This is a genomic window from Mesorhizobium sp. WSM4808 (assembly GCF_055811675.1).
The window spans coordinates 400,789-418,039 of sequence record NZ_JBVVQX010000004.1; the positions used below are offsets into that span (position 1 = coordinate 400,789).

General features: G+C 62.5%; 18 protein-coding genes and 1 riboswitch. Of the genes, 12 read left to right on the forward strand and 6 right to left on the reverse strand.

The window, feature by feature from the left end; all coding sequences use genetic code 11:
* Nucleotides 1-14: 14 nt before the first annotated feature.
* A complete protein-coding gene (locus AC0L2U_RS09595; RefSeq protein ID WP_128287798.1) occupies nucleotides 15-863 on the reverse strand; it encodes a transporter substrate-binding domain-containing protein in 849 nt (282 codons plus the stop codon).
* 248 nt (nucleotides 864-1,111) lie between these two features.
* On the opposite strand from AC0L2U_RS09595, the gene AC0L2U_RS09600 reads away from it, so the two are divergent.
* The 3 genes from AC0L2U_RS09600 to AC0L2U_RS09610 all read left to right on the forward strand — a co-directional run bounded on the left by AC0L2U_RS09600 (nucleotide 1,112) and on the right by AC0L2U_RS09610 (nucleotide 3,342).
* The gene (locus AC0L2U_RS09600; protein WP_127267150.1) at nucleotides 1,112-1,843 is read left to right on the forward strand and encodes a helix-turn-helix transcriptional regulator; all 732 of its coding nucleotides are present in this window, start codon (nucleotides 1,112-1,114) and stop codon (nucleotides 1,841-1,843) included.
* A 96-nt stretch (nucleotides 1,844-1,939) separates the two neighbouring features.
* Nucleotides 1,940-2,578, forward strand: a complete 639-nt coding sequence (locus AC0L2U_RS09605) for an acyl-homoserine-lactone synthase (RefSeq protein WP_013533650.1) — start codon at nucleotides 1,940-1,942, stop codon at nucleotides 2,576-2,578.
* 14 nt (nucleotides 2,579-2,592) lie between these two features.
* Nucleotides 2,593-3,342 (forward strand): enoyl-CoA hydratase-related protein, encoded by a 750-nt coding sequence (locus AC0L2U_RS09610; RefSeq protein WP_013533649.1) that lies wholly within the window; start codon nucleotides 2,593-2,595, stop codon nucleotides 3,340-3,342.
* Between the two features lie 48 nt (nucleotides 3,343-3,390).
* On the opposite strand, the gene ppk2 is transcribed toward AC0L2U_RS09610, so the two are convergent.
* Nucleotides 3,391-4,299, reverse strand: a complete 909-nt coding sequence (ppk2, locus tag AC0L2U_RS09615) for a polyphosphate kinase 2 (RefSeq protein WP_127807936.1) — start codon at nucleotides 4,297-4,299, stop codon at nucleotides 3,391-3,393.
* Nucleotides 4,300-4,521: 222 nt separating this feature from the next.
* On the opposite strand from ppk2, the gene AC0L2U_RS09620 reads away from it, so the two are divergent.
* From AC0L2U_RS09620 to AC0L2U_RS09630, 3 genes are all read left to right on the forward strand, one after another.
* Complete coding sequence (locus tag AC0L2U_RS09620; RefSeq protein ID WP_128287796.1) at nucleotides 4,522-5,787, forward strand: ATP-binding protein; 1,266 nt, start codon at nucleotides 4,522-4,524, stop codon at nucleotides 5,785-5,787.
* Nucleotides 5,788-5,900: 113 nt separating this feature from the next.
* A complete protein-coding gene (phoU, locus tag AC0L2U_RS09625; protein WP_127807934.1) occupies nucleotides 5,901-6,626 on the forward strand; it encodes a phosphate signaling complex protein PhoU in 726 nt (241 codons plus the stop codon).
* Nucleotides 6,627-6,715: 89 nt separating this feature from the next.
* A complete protein-coding gene (locus AC0L2U_RS09630; RefSeq protein WP_127807933.1) occupies nucleotides 6,716-7,726 on the forward strand; it encodes a magnesium and cobalt transport protein CorA in 1,011 nt (336 codons plus the stop codon).
* A gap of 111 nt (nucleotides 7,727-7,837) precedes the next feature.
* Here the strand turns inward: AC0L2U_RS09630 and AC0L2U_RS09635 are convergent, their stop codons facing one another.
* Nucleotides 7,838-8,356 carry a GcrA family cell cycle regulator gene (locus AC0L2U_RS09635; protein WP_473601785.1) on the reverse strand — a complete coding sequence of 173 codons (519 nt, stop codon included), beginning with the start codon at nucleotides 8,354-8,356 and terminating at the stop codon, nucleotides 7,838-7,840.
* A gap of 358 nt (nucleotides 8,357-8,714) precedes the next feature.
* On the opposite strand from AC0L2U_RS09635, the gene AC0L2U_RS09640 reads away from it, so the two are divergent.
* The 3 genes from AC0L2U_RS09640 (at nucleotide 8,715) to AC0L2U_RS09650 (ending at nucleotide 11,985) form a co-directional block, all read left to right on the forward strand.
* Entirely contained in the window at nucleotides 8,715-9,914 is a 1,200-nt protein-coding gene (locus AC0L2U_RS09640) for an aspartate aminotransferase family protein (RefSeq protein ID WP_127807932.1), read from the forward strand.
* Nucleotides 9,915-9,931: 17 nt separating this feature from the next.
* Complete coding sequence (gene argF / locus AC0L2U_RS09645) at nucleotides 9,932-10,843, forward strand: ornithine carbamoyltransferase (protein WP_127807931.1); 912 nt, start codon at nucleotides 9,932-9,934, stop codon at nucleotides 10,841-10,843.
* A 110-nt stretch (nucleotides 10,844-10,953) separates the two neighbouring features.
* On the forward strand, nucleotides 10,954-11,985 hold the full coding sequence (locus tag AC0L2U_RS09650; protein WP_127807930.1) for an Hsp33 family molecular chaperone: 1,032 nt from the start codon (nucleotides 10,954-10,956) through the stop codon (nucleotides 11,983-11,985).
* A gap of 191 nt (nucleotides 11,986-12,176) precedes the next feature.
* Here the strand turns inward: AC0L2U_RS09650 and apaG are convergent, their stop codons facing one another.
* Entirely contained in the window at nucleotides 12,177-12,569 is a 393-nt protein-coding gene (gene apaG, locus AC0L2U_RS09655) for a Co2+/Mg2+ efflux protein ApaG (RefSeq protein WP_127319328.1), read from the reverse strand.
* 233 nt (nucleotides 12,570-12,802) lie between these two features.
* Here apaG and AC0L2U_RS09660 point away from each other — a divergent pair, with 233 nt between their 5' ends.
* Nucleotides 12,803-13,954: a ceramide glucosyltransferase gene (locus AC0L2U_RS09660; RefSeq protein ID WP_127276809.1), complete on the forward strand. Its 1,152-nt coding sequence runs from the start codon at nucleotides 12,803-12,805 to the stop codon at nucleotides 13,952-13,954.
* A gap of 84 nt (nucleotides 13,955-14,038) precedes the next feature.
* Here AC0L2U_RS09660 and AC0L2U_RS09665 read toward each other — a convergent pair whose 3' ends face one another.
* The gene (locus AC0L2U_RS09665) at nucleotides 14,039-14,395 is read right to left on the reverse strand and encodes a hypothetical protein (RefSeq protein WP_473601786.1); all 357 of its coding nucleotides are present in this window, start codon (nucleotides 14,393-14,395) and stop codon (nucleotides 14,039-14,041) included.
* A 16-nt stretch (nucleotides 14,396-14,411) separates the two neighbouring features.
* On the opposite strand from AC0L2U_RS09665, the gene AC0L2U_RS09670 reads away from it, so the two are divergent.
* The gene (locus tag AC0L2U_RS09670; protein WP_127272043.1) at nucleotides 14,412-14,639 is read left to right on the forward strand and encodes a BrnA antitoxin family protein; all 228 of its coding nucleotides are present in this window, start codon (nucleotides 14,412-14,414) and stop codon (nucleotides 14,637-14,639) included.
* Between the two features lie 23 nt (nucleotides 14,640-14,662).
* Here the strand turns inward: AC0L2U_RS09670 and AC0L2U_RS09675 are convergent, their stop codons facing one another.
* The gene (locus tag AC0L2U_RS09675) at nucleotides 14,663-15,850 is read right to left on the reverse strand and encodes an O-succinylhomoserine sulfhydrylase (RefSeq protein ID WP_023811337.1); all 1,188 of its coding nucleotides are present in this window, start codon (nucleotides 15,848-15,850) and stop codon (nucleotides 14,663-14,665) included.
* A gap of 57 nt (nucleotides 15,851-15,907) precedes the next feature.
* Nucleotides 15,908-15,985: riboswitch (SAM riboswitch) on the reverse strand.
* A gap of 138 nt (nucleotides 15,986-16,123) precedes the next feature.
* Here AC0L2U_RS09675 and AC0L2U_RS09680 point away from each other — a divergent pair.
* Nucleotides 16,124-17,218, forward strand: a complete 1,095-nt coding sequence (locus AC0L2U_RS09680; protein WP_127807929.1) for a 2'-deoxycytidine 5'-triphosphate deaminase — start codon at nucleotides 16,124-16,126, stop codon at nucleotides 17,216-17,218.
* Nucleotides 17,219-17,251 lie beyond the last annotated feature (33 nt).

The window sequence follows — 17,251 nt, forward strand, 5'->3', positions numbered from 1 at the left end:
TGACCGGAACCGGATCAAAAAAAGCTGACCGGGAAATAGCGCAGATAAAATTCGGCGAACGTGCCTTTCATCGACATCTCCTGCAGCGCGTAATCGATCGCGGCGGCCAGCGCCGGATTGTCCGCTTTGGTGGCAATGGCCATGCCCGAGCCCAGATATTCAGGCGCCAGATAGGGCCCGCCGGCAAAGCGGCAGCAGCCCGCCGCGTCCGAGCCGCCCAGCCAGAAGGCCAGGCGCATGCCGTCGCCGAAGGCGGCGTCGACCTTGCCGGCCTTGAGATCGGCATAGAGGTCCTCCGGCCTGTCGAAAGGGACGACCTGAACCGTGTTGAAATAGTCGCGCAGCATGCGTCCATGCGCCGAGCCTGATATTACGCCGACACGCTTGCCGTGCAATTTGTCAAAGATGGGCTCGGTCAGCGCCTTGCCTTTCGGCATGATGAAGCGCGCTGGAAACTGCAGATAGGAGCGTGAGAAGGCGTAGGTCGCGCGCGATTCCGGTGTTGCGGCGATGCCGGCGATGATCGCCTCGCCTTCGCCTTTCCGCAGTGCGCCTTCCAGCTCGGCCCAGGGCAGGGCCTGGATCTGGCATTTTTCGACAATGCCAAGCTCGGCGCAGATGGCGCGTGCCAGATCGATATGGAAGCCGGACAGCTTTCCCGCGCCGTCAAGGAAGTTGAAGGGCGGGAAGTCCGTGGTGGTCAGGAACCTCAGCCGGGGCAGCGTCGAAAGGTCTGGCTTGGGCAGCCGCTCCTTGGCATCCCACAGCACCGGAACCTGAGGCGCCGCGGCGCGCGCGCCGTCGGCGAACGACAGCAAGCCGATCAGCATCGCAAGGGCGAAGGACCTCCACCGGAACGCCAAGATAAAACTCCGCCACAGTCGTGCTCGCACCGGTTTTGGTACGAAAATGGTACAGGCACAATGGTTTTTGATTTCAACCCGCCGATTTCAGGATATGATTTAGCCGGTTTGCAAATCAGCTTCGGTCGCCTCGTGAGAGGGAGCCACAAAATAAGTATGCGATTTGCAATCCGTGGTCGGTGGCGAAGTGTAAATCAGGCACGCATCATTGGCCGCAATGCACGAGGCAACATGGGGTTGATGTTGCGATGGGTCAGTTCGATCGCACGCTGGAATACATAGACCAACTGCAGCACGCCGCAACGGCGGCGGCGGTCTGTGAAAGGCTGCTGGGCATAACATCGGATTTCGGCCTCACCGCGCTGATGGCGGGAACCGTACCGCAGCCAGGCACGCCGGCCGGCCAGCAAAAGCAGCATGTGCTTCTCTGCGATTGGCCGGGCGAATGGCTGGAGCGCTATGTCGCGCGCAACTATGTCGACCACGACCCGGTCGTCAGCCACATGAAACAGTTGCAGGCGCCCTTCCAGTGGCACGAGGCGTCGCAGGGCATCCGCATAGACAAGAGCAGCGGCGAGGTGATGGGCGATGCCGGCGCCTTCAAACTGCGTGATGGATTGGCCTTTCCGTTGATCACGCTTGACGGCCAGATCGTCATGGTGTCGCTCGGCGGCGAGGCTGTGGAATTGTCCGCCGCCGAATTTGGCCAGGTGTCGCTGGTCTCGACCTATGCGGTTGGCCGCGCCATGCAACTCCACACCATGGCGAGCAACACCATCGATCATATCGTGCTGACGCCGCGCGAGCGCGAATGCCTGCAATGGGCCGCCGTCGGCAAGTCCGAATGGGAGATTTCGCAAATCCTCGGCATTTCCGAACACACGTCGGAGAAACATCTTCTTAACGCCAAAAGCAAACTAGGTGCCGTCAACAGGGTGCAGGCCGTCGCGGAAGCGATACGGCGCGGCTACATTAGTTAGGTCGGCCGTGCCGACCTGGAATTTTTGCCTACGCGATCACGCAATTTTCTCATCAAAGCACGGCCGTATCTTCCTCTGAACGCAGGAGACGGCGGAATGCTTTTTTCCCTTACAACCCAGGAATTGATGGAACGTCCCGACCTTTGGGAGGCCGTCCATCGGTTGCGCTACAAGATATTCGTCGAAGAGATGGGGTGGGATGACCTCAGGCGTCCCGACGGGCTCGAACTTGACCAGTTCGATCACGACGAGGCGGTCCATCAGATCGTCATCAGGGGCGGTGAAGTGGCGGGTTATCAGAGGATGTTGCCGACGACGCGGCCACATCTGCTGACCGAGGTCTTGACCGATCTTTCCGAAGGAACGCCGCCATCGGGTCCAAACATCTGGGAATTGACCCGCTACGCGGTGGCTCCCGGTTTTCGTGACGGCCGTCGCGGCGTTTCGACCGTCGGCACCGAACTGATTGCCGGTTTCGTCGAGTGGGGGCTGAAGCGCGGCGTCGACAAGGTGATCATCGAGTTCGAGCCGATGTGGGTGCTGCGCGCCTTGCAACTGCATTTCCTGGCGACCCCGCTGGGCTATCAGCGCACCTATGGCAACCAGCAGGTCGTCGCCACCTTGCTGACCTTCAACGAACACACCCTCGATGTGGTGCGGTCGCGCCGCAATCATTTTGCTCCCGTGCTGGCCAGGGGATATCCTGACATGCTCGGGCAAAGGCGTGCGTCATGAGATCGGAGACAGCCATGAGCACACACCCGCAACCTGAACTTCGCAACCACACGCTGGTCGTCACCGTGTCGTCGAGCGACGGCCGGCCGGTGCTGGACAGGAGAGCCTATGAAAGCCTGGCAAGGACCTTCCATGAAGCCGCCGACAATGAGGAGGTTCGCGTCGTCGTGCTGCGCGGCCTGGCAGGCTGTTTCTGTCTGGGCGGCGACTTCTCCGAATTCCTCGACGCCACCAAGCACCAGAAACTGATTGCCGCCGTCACCGACCTGTTCCGCACGCTGGCGACGTTTCCCAAGCCCATCCTTGCCTGCGTCGACGGCGATGCCGTCGGTGTCGGCTGCACCATCCTGTTCCATTGCGACATGGTGATCGCGTCCGATGAGAGCACGTTCAGGGTGCCGTTCGTCGATTTCGGCCTGGTGCCGGACGCGGCGACCAGCATCCTGGCGCCGCAGAAGCTCGGCTATGCCGGTGCCTTCCGCTTCTTCTGCCTCGGCGACACGCTTCGCGCCGAGGACGCCAGGGCGCTCGGCCTGGTCGCGGAGATCGTGCCGGGAGGCACCGTCGAGGAGGCGGCCCTCGGCCGGGCAAGACAGCTCGTCAAGAAGCCGGTCGCCGCCTTGCTGCAGACGCGCGGCCTGCTGAAAGGGAACACCGAGGCCCTCTGCGACCGCATCGATCAGGAGATTTCGCTTTTCCAGCAGGCGCTGCAGGACGACACCACGCTGCGGCGATTGCAACGCATCGCCCGGCTCGCGGCCTGAGCGAAAGCCTCAAGTTCCGCGCCGCGCGGCCAAGGCCGCGCGGAAGCGTCAATCCTGCTTGCCGAGGAATGACGGCCCTTCGCCGATGATCTTCTTATCTTCCTTGCCGATGATTTCGAGATCGCGCCCCTCATAGGGCAGAGACGACAGGATGCGCCGCATGATCGCCAGCCGCGCGCGCCGCTTGTCATTGGCCCGTACGATGATCCACGGCGCGAATTCCTTGTGGGTGCGCTCGAACATGGTGTCGCGCACCTTGGTGTAGTCGTCCCACTTGGTGATGCCTGCAACGTCGATGGGCGAAAACTTCCAGCTCTTCAGCGGGCTGTAGCGACGGTCATGGAAGCGCTCGAGCTGCGTTTCCCGGCCGATGTTCAGCCAGAATTTGAAGAAGTGGATGCCCTCGTTGGAGATCATCCGCTCGAAATGCGGTGTCTCGTCGAGAAACTGCTCGTGCTGCTGCGGGGTGCAGAAACCCATCACCGGCTCGACACCGGCGCGGTTGTACCAGGAGCGGTCGAAGGTGACGAATTCGCCTGAAGTCGGGAAGTGGTCGACATAGCGCTGGTAGTACCATTGCCCAAGCTCGGTCGGGGTCGGCTTAGTCAGCGCCACGTTGCGTGCCGTGCGCGGATTGAGGTACTGGCGCACCACGAAGATCGTGCCGCCCTTGCCGGCAGCGTCGCGGCCCTCGAACAGCGCCATCACCCGTTTGCCGGTCGACTGCAGCCAAGCCTGCGCCTTGACCAGCTCGATCTGCAGCTTCTCGAGTATCTCGTCATACTCGTCGCTTTTCATCTTCTTGTCGTAGGGATAGCCGCCAGCGGTCAGCTTGTTGTCCTCGACCCAGTCGGGAAGCACGGGATTCTCGATGTCGAACTCCCTCTCCTTGCCACCGATCCTGATCTTCAGCGGCCCCGAAGTTGGCGCGGCGGGACTTTCTTTGGCTTTTTTCATCGAGACGAACCCTTTCCAGCTTCCGGACTCATGCTATGGGGAGCCACTACAGCGTCGCGCGTCCGTTTGGATGCGCAAAGGACGCTGTAGCACTTTTGATTTGCGCATGATCCTTTCCGAAAATCGATCCCGATTTTCGGGGTCATGCGGCAAGCGGTCTAGTGGAAGTTTTCCGCCACCGTGCGACCGGGTGCGACGACATGGGGGCAGGTCCACGAGCGAATGGCTGACCTGGACACAGAGCAGAGAGGCATGACGCAAACCATGGCCGCACGGCTGTGGCATAGCCGCTGGCTGCTTGCGGCCGGCGTCACCGCGGTCGTCGCCGTCTATGCCTTGGCCGGGATTTCAGCCTATGTCGTCCTCGCGGCGCTGCTGTTGCTGCTTGCAGCGGCCATACTGCCGGCCACTGGCGCGCGCCAATCCACCGGCAGCGGCGCTGCCATCGAGGCCATCGGCCTGCAGCGGCTCTCTGGTGAATATCTGGCCGCCGCCGTCGCCGATCCGCTGATCATCTTCGATCGGACCGCCACCATCGTCCATGCCAACGCCGCCGCCTTCGCCGCCTTCGGTGGCATCGCGCCAGGCATGTCGCTGTCGTTGAAATTCCGGGCGCCGGAGATGCAGACCCTGCTGGACGGCGTGCTATCAGGCGATATCGCCTCCGATGTCGTCGACTACATGGAGAAGCTGCCGGTCGAACGGGCCTACCGGGTGAGTGTGTCCTCGGTCGGTCACGCCACCGATCTCTATGTGCTGGTGTTCAAGGACCAGAGCGAAGCACGCAGGATCGACCGTATGCGCGCCGATTTCATTGCCAATGCCAGCCATGAACTGCGCACGCCGCTCGCCTCCATCGCCGGCTTTATCGAAACGCTGCGCGGGCCAGCCCGCAACGACGCGGCGGCGCGCGACCAGTTTCTGCAGATCATGCAGAGCCAGACCGGTCGCATGGCGCGTCTGATCGACGATTTGTTGTCGCTGTCGCGGCTCGAGATGAAACCCTATCTGAAGCCGGGAACCGAGGTGGATCTGCGGCAGACAGTCGACAGCGTCATCGACTCGCTCGGACCGCTGGCCAGCGAAAACGCCGTTGCCATCGAGCGGCACTACGCCGATGGGCCGCTTCATGTGCCTGGCGATCGCGATGAGCTTTTCCAGGTTTTCGAGAACCTCTTGGAAAACGCCTGCAAATACGGGCAGTCGGGTGGGCGCGTGGTTGTATCCATAGCCCATAGCGACGCCGGATCAGAACCGGGCATCGACGTGACGATCAGGGACTTTGGCCCTGGCATTCCCGAGGAGCACATTCCGCGCATTACCGAGCGCTTCTACCGCGTCGACGTCGAGACCAGCCGGACCCAGAAGGGTACCGGCCTCGGCCTGTCGATCGTCAAGCATATACTGACGCGCCACAACGCCCGGCTTTCGATCAAGTCCGAAGTCGGCAACGGCGCGGCATTCTCGGTTCATTTGCCGACGCACTGATATCGCCCTAATTCAAGGGGACTGTTTCTTTTTTCTGTCATCCGGCTAGCGTATCAGCGGGGATTCGAGGAAACGACTCAAAATCAAAACACCCCGTGGGAAGGCATTTTGCCATGCAGTCCGTGCACATCGTCAGCGCTTATGACGAGGAGTTGAAATATCTGTCGAAGCGCATCGCCGCGATGGGAGGCCATGCCGAGCGCATGGTCGAGCAGGCGGTCACCGCTCTCGTCAATGCCGACCCAGGCCTTGCCCAGAAGGTCATCCGCGACGATACCGTACTGGACGAGGGCCAGCGCGAAATCGACGACAAGGCGATCATCATCATCGCCAAGCGTCAGCCGATGGCGTCGGATTTGCGCGAGATCGTCGGGACCATTCGCATCTCCGCCGACCTCGAACGGGTTGGCGATCTCGCCAAGAACGTTGCCAAGCGGGTGGTCGCCGTCACCGACGGACGCCAGCCGACCAGCCTGTTCCGAGGCCTCGAGGCCCTGTCCAACCTGGCGTTGACCCAGCTCAAGGAAGTGCTCGACGTCTACGCGTCTCGCTCGGTGGAGAAAATCGGCTTCGTGCGCGATCGTGACGACCAGATCGACGCCATGTACACATCGCTGTTTCGCGAATTGCTGACCTACATGATGGAAGATCCGCGCAACATCACGCCCTGCACGCATCTGCTGTTTTGCGCCAAGAACATCGAGCGTATCGGTGATCACGCCACCAACATAGCCGAGACCATCTACTACATCGTCACCGGCGATCAGTTGCCGGCTGAGCGGCCCAAGGGCGACAAGACCGACAAGATCAGCCTTTCCGAGACGCAGCCGGTGAAGTGAACGCGCCTCTCGAACCGCCATCCGATTTACGCTAAGCTTTCCGGGCCTTGCCTCTATCCTCGTCCGTGGATTTGCTCCGGGAGGTCGTGATGGAAAATGTTCGGAACCTGACCCCGGCGCCTGCGTCGATATCCGGCATTGTCGCTTGCGGCGTTTACACGGCCGGGCGCCGCATCGCCGACATTCCCATCGAGGAAGCCGGCGAATGGGCAAAAAAATCCGGCCATGTCGTCTGGATCGGCCTGCTGGAGCCCGACCGTAACCTGTTGCTGCGCGTCCAGGCGCAGTTTCACCTGCATGAACTGGCGATCGAGGATGCCGAGCACCCGCACCAGCGGCCGAAGATCGAGCAATATGGCGACGCCTTGTTCATCGTCGCCCGCACCGCACAGCTGATCGACGGCCGGGTCACCTTCGGCGAGACCCATTTGTTCGTCGGCTCAGGCTACATCGTCAGCGTCAGGCACGGTCCCTCGACGTCCTATGCCGCCGTTCGTCAGCACTGGGAAAGCTGCCCGCATTCGCTGGCCAAGGGTGAGGATTTCGTCCTCTATGCCATTCTCGATTTCATCGTCGACAATTACATGCCGGTGCTCGAGCAGATCGAGGACGAAGTCGAGGCGATCGAGGACAAGGTTCTGCTGAAGCCAATGACCGCTCCCGACATCGAACGGCTCTATATGCTGCGCCGCGATCTCCTGCGCCTGCGCAATGCTGCGCTTCCGCTGGTCGAAGTCTGCCGACGGCTGACCAGCGCCGAGCTGCCGCAGATACATACCGCCATGCACCCGCTGTTCCGCGACGTGACCGACCACATCCGCACCGTCCAGGAGAAGATCGACAGCCTGCGCGAAGTGCTGGCGTTCGCTTTCGAGGCCAGCCTCCTGGTCGGCCAGAGTCAGGAAACGGCGAACACCAAGAAACTCGCCTCCTGGGCCGCGATCCTGGCGGTGCCCACGGCGCTCGCCGGCATCTACGGCATGAACTTCGACAGTATGCCGGAACTGAAGATGGAATACGGCTATCCGGTGGTGCTGGGCGCTATCGCGCTCATCTGCACGTTTCTCTACTGGCGGTTCAGGAAGAACGGTTGGCTGTGAGAAGAGAGCGAATAGGGAGTAGCGAATAGCGAACACAAAAACGGCTTGCTTCCTGTGACGGAAGGCAAGCCGTTTCTATTCGCTATTCGCTATTCGCTATTCGCTATTCGCTCAGCGACTCCGCCGCCGCTCCGATGCCGGCTGGAACGCCACGCGGGCGTGATATTTGCAGTAGGGTCCGGTTTCGGCGGCTTCGTTGCCGCAGAAATGGAAGTCCTCTGAAAGCGGGTCACCGTTCGGCCATTTGCAGGTTCGCTCGGTCAGCTCGACCAGCTGCAGATGCCGCGAGATCGGCAGCACGACATTCTCGACCGGACGGATGTAATGGCGTGCCACGGGTTCGGCGTCGAACTGCGTCTGCAAGGCGGTCGCGCCGATCGATGTCGTGACATGGCGTGCCGTGGTTGCAGCGCGTGATACCGATTTCTGGACGGTCGATCCTTGCGCTGCCTTCTTCTGGCGTGCCGGTGTGGCGGCCGAGCGTCCGCGGCCCGACAGTTTCAGCCGATGCACCTTCCCGATGACCGCGTTGCGGCTGACCCCTCCAAGCTGCGCAGCAATCTGGCTTGCGCTCAGACCCTCCGACCACAGTTTTCTCAAGAGTTCTACCCGCTCGTCAGTCCAGTTCATGAGACCGCGCTCCTCTAAGCGTGCGGCAATCGGAATCCTTCTCCCGACCCGGCAACATTTGCCAGGGCAGACACCACATATATCTGGTGATTAGGTCCGCCGCACGAAATCTAGTTATTTCTCAACTACAACTACTCTATGCGCTGACTCGGTGACAAGAGTCCCAAGTGCAACACGAATCGGTTTTTTCGGTTTTCCCCAACTTGCCCGGTCGCTGATGAGCCGGCGTCCCGTCGGAGGGCTTGCCGCGCGCCACTACGCGACGTTTTCGTTGACTTCATGGCCGAAAAACGGGATAAGCCGCACAGGCCGCCGCTTTGGCGGCTTTTTTGATTTTCCGGTACCGGAGACGCATATAATGAGCGGTTCGGCGCTTTACGAGACCTTTGCTCGCGCACCCCTGGCCTTCGACCACGGGGAAGGCACCTGGCTGGTTACCGACAAGGGCGAGCGATATCTCGATTTCGCCGGCGGCATCGCCGTCAATTCGCTGGGCCACAGCCATCCGCATCTGGTCGCCGCACTCACCGAGCAGGCCGCCAAGCTCTGGCATGTTTCCAACCTCTATGAGATTCCGGGGCAGAGCCGGCTTGGCGAGCGGCTGGCCGACGCCACCTTCGCCGACAAGGTGTTCTTCACCAATTCCGGCGCCGAGGCGCTGGAATGCGCGATCAAGACGGCGCGGCGCTGCCATTTCGTCAAAGGAAATCCCGAGCGCTTCCGCGTCATCACCTTTGAGGGCGCCTTCCATGGCCGCACGCTGGCGACCATCGCGGCTGGCGGCCAGTACAAATATCTCGAAGGCTTCGGCCCTAAGGTCGAAGGTTTCGATCAGGTCGGCTTCGACGATATCGACGCCGCCGAAAAGGCGATCACGCCGGAGACGGCCGCGATCCTGATCGAGCCGGTGCAGGGCGAGGGCGGTATCCGCCCGGTGCCGACGCAGTCGCTGAAGCGGCTCAGGCAATTGTGCGAACAGCACGGCCTGCTGTTGATCTACGACGAGGTCCAGTGCGGCATCGGCCGCACCGGCAAGCTGTTCGCGCATGAATGGTCAGGTGTCACGCCAGACATCATGGCGATCGCCAAGGGTATTGGCGGCGGCTTCCCGATGGGCGCCTGCCTTGCCACGGATGAAGCGGCCGTAGGCATGACTGCTGGCGTGCACGGCACCACTTTCGGCGGCAACCCGCTTGCCATGGCGGTCGGCAACGCCGTGCTCGATGTCGTGCTGGAAGACGGCTTCCTCGAAGATGTCCAGCGCAAGGCGCTGCTGATGAAGCAGGGACTGGCGTCGGTCGCCGACGAGTTTCCCGAAATCATCGAGGACATCAGGGGTGCCGGGCTGATGCTCGGCCTCAAATGCGCCATGCCCAACACCAAGGTGAACATGGCCTTGCGCGACCAGCACCTGCTGGCGGTTCCGGCCGGCGACAACGTCATTCGCCTGTTGCCGCCGCTCACCGTCACCGACGCCGAGATCCATGACGCGCTCAACCGCATCCGCGCCGGCGCCAAGGGCCTGGCGGAGGCGATCGCTTCCGCCGCGGCGAAGTAATCCCGGAACCATTGCAGATGTCAGTTCGCCATTTCACCGATCTTTCCACCGTTTCCGAAGGCGATCTGCGCTTGATGCTGGACGATGCGGTGGTGCGAAAGGCGCGCCTCAAGGCCGGCGAACGCACCAAACCGCTCGAAGGCAAGGTGCTGGCAATGATCTTCGACAAGCCGTCGACGCGCACGCGCGTCTCCTTCGACGTCGGCATGCGGCAGCTCGGCGGCGAGACCATCATGCTGACCGGCACCGAGATGCAGCTCGGCCGCTCCGAGACCATTGCCGACACCGCCAAGGTGCTGTCGCGCTATGTCGATGCGATCATGATCCGCACCACCTCGCATGAGCGCCTGCTGGAATTGACCGAGAACGCCACCGTGCCGGTGATCAATGGATTGACCGACGACACCCATCCCTGCCAGCTGATGGCCGATATCATGACCTTCGAGGAACATCGCGGTCCGGTCGCCGGCAAGACCATCGCCTGGACCGGCGACGGCAACAATGTGCTGCATTCCTTACTTGAGGCCTCGGCCCGGTTCCGCTTCAACCTCAACGTCGCCGTGCCCGAGGGCAGTGAGCCGGCGCAGAAGCATATCGACTGGTCGCAGGCGCATGGCGGCAAGCTGCACTTCACCCGCTCGCCCGAGGAAGCCGTCGATCAGGCCGACTGCATCGTCACCGATTGCTGGGTGTCGATGGGCCAGGAGCATCGCGCCCGCGGCCACAATGTGTTCTCGCCCTATCAGGTCAACGCCAAGCTGATGGCCAAGGCCAAGCCGGACGCGCTGTTCATGCATTGCCTGCCGGCGCATCGTGGCGAGGAAGTGACGGACGACGTCATCGACGGGCCGCATTCGGTGGTCTTCGACGAGGCCGAGAACCGGCTCCATGCCCAGAAGGCCGTGCTTGCCTGGTGTCTCGGCGCTTGAAGTGTCTGGGCGCTTGATCCCCGGGAGCTTGATCTGCGAGGGTGTGATGCCTATTTGCGCCGCATCACGCAAATCAAGCGCGTTTCGACGCATGCGCCCCGGAGGGCGGCATGGCCGCGCCCTGGAGCTTTGTCATGTTGGAAACCTATCAAGTGACTGAACATCACCCCAAACTCGGCGAATTTGGCTATGCCGGCGACGATCATGTCGTGCCGTTCGAGGTCGGCCCGCTCGATGTGCGGGGCCGCACCGTCCAACTCGGGCCGATGCTCGACGCCATCCTCGGCCGCCACGATTATCCCGAGCCGGTCGCCCGCCTGCTGGCAGAGGCCTGTGTGCTGACCGTGCTGCTCGGCACCTCGCTGAAGTTCGAGGGCAAGTTTATCCTGCAGACCCGCACCGACGGGCCTGTCGACATGCTGGTCGCGGATTTTTCCACGCCCTCGGCGCTGCGCGCCTATGCGCGTTTTGACGCCGACCGGCTGGAAGCGCTTGTCGCGGCCGGCGAAACTTCCCAGCAGACGCTGCTCGGCAGCGGCGTGCTGGCGCTGACCATCGACCAGGGCGCTCACACGCAGCGCTACCAGGGCATCGTCCAACTCGACGGCGAGACGCTGGAAGATGCGGCACGCACCTATTTTCGCCAGTCGGAACAGATCCCGACCGATCTCAGGCTGTCGGTGGCCAAGCTTTTGACGCCCGGTCCTGGCGGTGCCCGCGAGCAGTGGCGCGCCGGTGGTATCCTGGCGCAGTTCCTGCCGCAGTCGCCCGAGCGCATGCGCGTCCCGGACCTGCCGGGTGGCGATGGCGATCCGCGCGAGGAGATCCACGACCCGGTCGACAATTCCTGGCAGGAGTTGCTGGCGCTGCTCGGCACGATCGAACCGACCGAACTGATCGACCCGACGATCGGTGCCGAGCGGCTGCTTTACAGGCTGTTCCACGAGCATGGCGTGCGCGTCTTCGGCGGCGTCCCGGTCGCCGACCAGTGCTCGTGCTCCAAGGACAAGATCCGCGGCATCCTCGAGGGTTTTTCCGCGCAGGAGATCAAGGACAGCACCGAGGATGGTGGCATCCACGTCGCCTGCGAATTCTGCTCGAAGCAATATGACTTCGACCCGGCGGAATTCGCGGCTCAGTAGCAGGGTTTTTCCTTCTCCCCGTTTACGGGAGAAGGTGCCCGAAGGGCGGATGAGGGGGCAGCGCGAACTTTGGCGAATGGCCGCGTGTGTCCACTCAGACGTTGTCGTGCTTGGGAGATAATCTCACGAGTTCGGTGCCGCCCCTCATTGCCCTGCCGGGCATTTCTCCCCGTAGAACGGGGAGAAAGGCGCTAATTCACCGTCCGCCGCGTCCCCGGCAGGTCCAGCGAAAACGCCGGAATGGCGATGTCGAACGTCTCGCCCTGCTGGTTGCGCATCGTGTAGTGCCCGACCATGATGCCGGATGGTGTCGAGAGCGGGCAACCGGACGTGTATTGGTAGCTGTCGCCGGGATTGAGTTCGGGCTGGTCGCCGACGACGCCGGGGCCGCGCACTTCCTCGACGCGGCCAGTGCCGTCGGTGATATGCCAATAGCGCGACAGAAGCTGCACGAAGTCGTCCGACTGATTGTCGATCGTTATTTGATAGCCCCAGACATAGCGGTTCTCCGAGGGATCCGAACGGTCCTCCAGATAGAACGGCCTGACCTGCACTTCGATGTTGCGCGTGACGGCGCTATACATAAGCGGCTCCAAAAAACGGTTCCAGCGGAACTTTCGGCGCTCTGTGCGGTTAGGTCAACCGACCGAAGCCTCCTCTGGCCGACCTCGCGGGCAGGTGCCGACAAAGAATGTCATTTAAGTGACATATGACAATGATGGTGTGCGCGGACTGGTGATGCGCGACTCGGGCGCTCTGCTGAACTGTTGAAACCGGCCATCTTGTGGACCGGTTTTCCTGGAGTGACCGGATCTCGATGGAACTCACTCTCATAGCCGCCACGCTTTCAACTGTCCTCATCCTCTCGAATCTCGCCAGCATCGTGCTCGCCGCTTCGCGTCTGAAACGGCGCCACACCATTGGGCCGCCGGCCGCCAAGCCGCGGCCGGTGTCGATCGTCGTGCCGTCGCGCGGCGTCGAGCCGTTCACGCAGGAGACGCTGGAACGCGCCTTCTCGCTCGATTGGCCGCGCTACGAGTTGATTTTCTGCGTTGCCCATGCCGACGATCCGGTGGTCAAATTGATAAACAGGACGATCGTCCGGTTTCCGAAAGTGCCAGCCCGGCTGCTTATCGGCGACGACCGCATCAGCGCCAATCCGAAACTCAACAATTGCGTCAAGGGCTGGGAAGCGGCGCGGCACGACTGGGTCGTCCTGGCCGATTCCAACGTGCTGATGCCGAGAGACTACGTCCAGCACCTGATGGCTGCCTGGCGGTCCGGCACCGGCCTTGTCTGCTCGACGCCGATCGGCTCCCGGCCTGCCGGCTTCTGGGCCGAGGTCGAATGCGCTTTCCTCAACACGCTGCAGGCGCGCTGGCAATATGCCGGCGAGGCGCTCGGCCTTGGCTTTGCCCAGGGCAAGAGCATGCTCTGGAACAAGCCGATGCTCGACGCCAATGGCGGCATCCGCGCGCTGGCCGCCGAGATCGCCGAGGACGCCGCCGCGACCAAGCTGGTGAACAGCCTCGGCTTGCGCGTCAATCTCGTCGCCGCCCCCTTCGAGCAGCCGCTTGGCCGGCGCTCGTTTGACGAGATCTGGTCGCGTCAGGCCCGTTGGGCACGCCTGCGCCGCGTCACTTTCCCGCTGTTCTTCGCACCCGAAATCCTGACCGGCGCCTTGGTGCCGCTGGTGCTTGCGCTGATTGCCGCAGCCAGTGCCGGTTTCAGCCTCTGGGCAACCGCCATTGCCGTACTGGCGGCCTTCTACCTTCCGGAGTGCGCCCTGGCCTGGTCCAAGGGCTGGTACCTGTCGCCACGCATGGTCGCCGCGATCATGGCGCGCGACCTGATCCTGCCGGCGATGTGGGGACGCGGCTGGCTCGGCGGCGCCGTCGACTGGCGCGGCAATGCGATGACCATCGGCACCAAGACGGCCGAGCTGGAAGAGACGCCGTCCGGCGCCTGAAGGCGTCAGCTAGGTTTGACCGCTGGAATAATTATCGTATATACGGAAATGTTGCGTTAGGCTCTATTTTTGTGTATACATAATTTATGGGAACGCACCGGCGGCGATGCAGTTCGAGTGGGATGAAAACAAGGCCAGGACGAACAGGGCCAAGCATGGCGTGGATTTGCGATCGCACCATCCTTCGACTTCGCCAACGCCGCTATCAGGCTCGACGACAGCGAGGACTTTGGCGAGGACCGCCTCGTTGCCATCGGTCTGATCGGAACTGGCGTCCATGTGATGGTTTATGTCGAGCGACGATACGCCATCCGCGTTATTTCGCTGCGCAAGGCCACAAGGCAGGAAATTACGGACTATGTCGAAAACCTCTAAGACGATCGTACGCCGTGAGGCTGCTGCGCCCCAGCTGTCACGTGCTGACGCTTTGGCGTTGGCCAAAAAGGCGCTTGCCGCGATGACCGACGAAGAAGATGCCAAGATCACCGCTGCGGCCGAAGCCGATCCGGATGCGCAGCCAACCGATGCCGTTTCGCGCCGCAAGGTTGGCCGGCCGCCGCTTGCCCGGCCCAAACGTGCCGTACAGCTACGCCTCGACGCCGACGTTCTCGACCGCTTCAAGGCCGCTGGCGATGGCTGGCAGACCCGCATGAACGAAGTGCTGCGCAAGGCGGTCGGCCTGTAATCCTGTGACGACGCTCGCGCGCGCTACCTGGCCTTCAGCGCCTGCGCGATGTCCTCGAGCAGATCGTCGGTGTCCTCCAGCCCAACCGAAAGTCTGAGCGTGCCCGGCCCGATGCCGAGCTCGGCGCGCGCTTCGTCGCTCAAATTCTTGTGCGTCGTCGTCGCCGGATGGGTGATCAGGCTCTTGGCGTCACCGAGATTGTTGGAGATCAAGACGATGTCGAGCGCGTTCTGCAAGGCGAAGGCCGCCTGCTTGCCGCCCTTGACGTCGAGACAGATCAGTGTCGAGCCGCCCGACATCTGCTTCTTGACGATGTCGGCCTGCGGATGGTCGGCGCGGCCGGGATAGATGACGCGGGCGATTTCCGGCCGCTCGGCCAGGAAATCCGCGATCCGGCCGGCACTTTCCGTCTGCTGGCGCACGCGTAGCGGCAGCGTCTCCAGGCCCTTCAGCAACGTCCAGGCGTTGAAGGGCGAAAGGCTTGGGCCGGTATGGCGGAAATAGTCGTGCAGGTTCTCGTCGATCCACTTCTTGTCCGACAGGATCACGCCGCCGAGACAGCGCCCCTGGCCGTCTATGTGCTTGGTCGCCGAATAGACGACGATATGGGCGCCGAGCTGCAAGGGCTTCTGCTGCAGGGGCGTGGCGAAGACATTGTCGACGATCAGCCTTGCGCCGATCGAATTGGCAAGCGAAGCGACAGCGGCGATATCGACCACTTCCAGCGTCGGATTGGTCGGGCTTTCCAGGAAGAACAGCTTGGTGTTCGGCTTGACCGCCTTTTCCCAGTTGGCGATGTCGGTGCCGTCGACCAGCGTCGCCTCGATGCCGTATCTCGGCGCCAGCGTCTCGACCACCCAGCGGCAGGAGCCGAACAGCGCACGTGCCGCCACGATATGGTCGCCGGCCTTGGCGCTGCACAGAAGGGCGGCCGTCACCGCCGCCATGCCCGACGCGGTGGCGCGCGCGTCTTCGGCGCCTTCCAGGGCGCACATGCGTTTTTCGAACATGTCGACGGTCGGATTGGCGTAGCGCGAATAGATGAAGCCCGGTTCCTCACCCTTGAAACGGGCTTCGGCGGCCTGCGCCGTTTCGTAGACATAGCCCTGGGTGAGGTAGATCGCTTCCGACGTTTCGCCGAAACCGGAACGCAGCGTTCCGCTGTGCACGAGTGCCGTCTGAGGCTTCCAGTTGTGCTTCTTGGTGCTCATCGCTTTTCTTCCAGACACAAAAAAACCGGCCGCGAAAGTCGCAACCGGTCCATACGGCCTTGCGGCCCGACGGTCCTTTAGCGACTTGTTTAACGTGGCTGCAAGCCGACCGGCCAAATCACCACGGGATAACGACCCTTTAGACCCGCGCCACGCTTGCGTCAATTGCCGGCTTCATTAAGAGGTTTGTACCAAGCAGGTTCCGCAAAAGTGTTCCACGGTTTTGCGACCAGAACCTGCGACAAGAAAAACGTCTGACCTAGGAGTGGAGCCTTGCGGCAGACAGGCATTCTTCCCGATCAGGACATATCGGCGCTGTTCCAGTCCGGCGCGCTGAAGTCGGCGCGTGCGCTCGACGCCGACCAGATCCAGCCGGCCAGTCTCGATCTCAGGCTCGGCGACAAGGCCTGGCGGGTGCGGGCCTCCTTCCTGCCCGGCCCCAACCACAAGGTCTCGGAAAAGCTCGACCGGCTGCAGCTGCACGAGATCAGTCTTGCCGAGGGCGCGGTGCTGGAGACCGGCTGCGTCTATATCGTGCCCTTGCTTGAAAGCCTGGCATTGCCGGCTGATATTTCGGCCTCGGCCAATCCGAAGAGCTCGACCGGGCGGCTCGACATCTTCACCCGGGTCATGACCGATCGCGGCCACGAGTTCGACAAGATCGCTGCCGGCTATCACGGCCCGCTGTTTCTGGAAGTCAGCCCCCGCACCTTCCCGATCGTCGTGCGCACCGGCTCACGCCTGTCGCAAATCCGCTTCCGCACCGGCAATGCGCTGCTCTCCGAAGTCGAGCTGCACGCCCTGCATCGCGCCGAGATGCTGGTCGCTACCGAGCCGCCGAACATTTCCGGCGGCGGCATCGCGCTGTCGATTGACCTCAACGGCGACCAAAACGGCCTGGTCGGCTACCGCGGCAAGCATCACACCGGCCTCGTCGATGTCGACAAGCGCGCCGCGCAGGAAGTCGTCGACTTCTGGGAGCCGATCCACAAGAGCGGCGCCGGCGAACTGGTGCTCGATCCCGACGAGTTCTACATCCTCGTCAGCCAGGAGGCGGTGCACGTGCCGCCGCTCTACGCCGCCGAGATGACGCCCTTCGATCCGCTGGTCGGCGAATTCCGCGTCCATTATGCCGGCTTCTTCGATCCGGGCTTCGGCCACTCCGCGTCTGGCGGCACCGGCAGCCGGGCGGTGCTGGAAGTGCGCAGCCATGAAGTGCCGTTCATTCTCGACCATGGCCAGATCGTCGGCCGGCTGGTCTACGAGCATATGCTGAAGCGGCCGCAGGCCCTCTATGGCACCGATCTCGGCTCCAACTATCAGGCGCAGGGCCTGAAGCTGTCCAAGCATTTCCGCGCCGCGCGCTGAATACTTGATCCGGCGGAGCTCTTGTGAAAACTC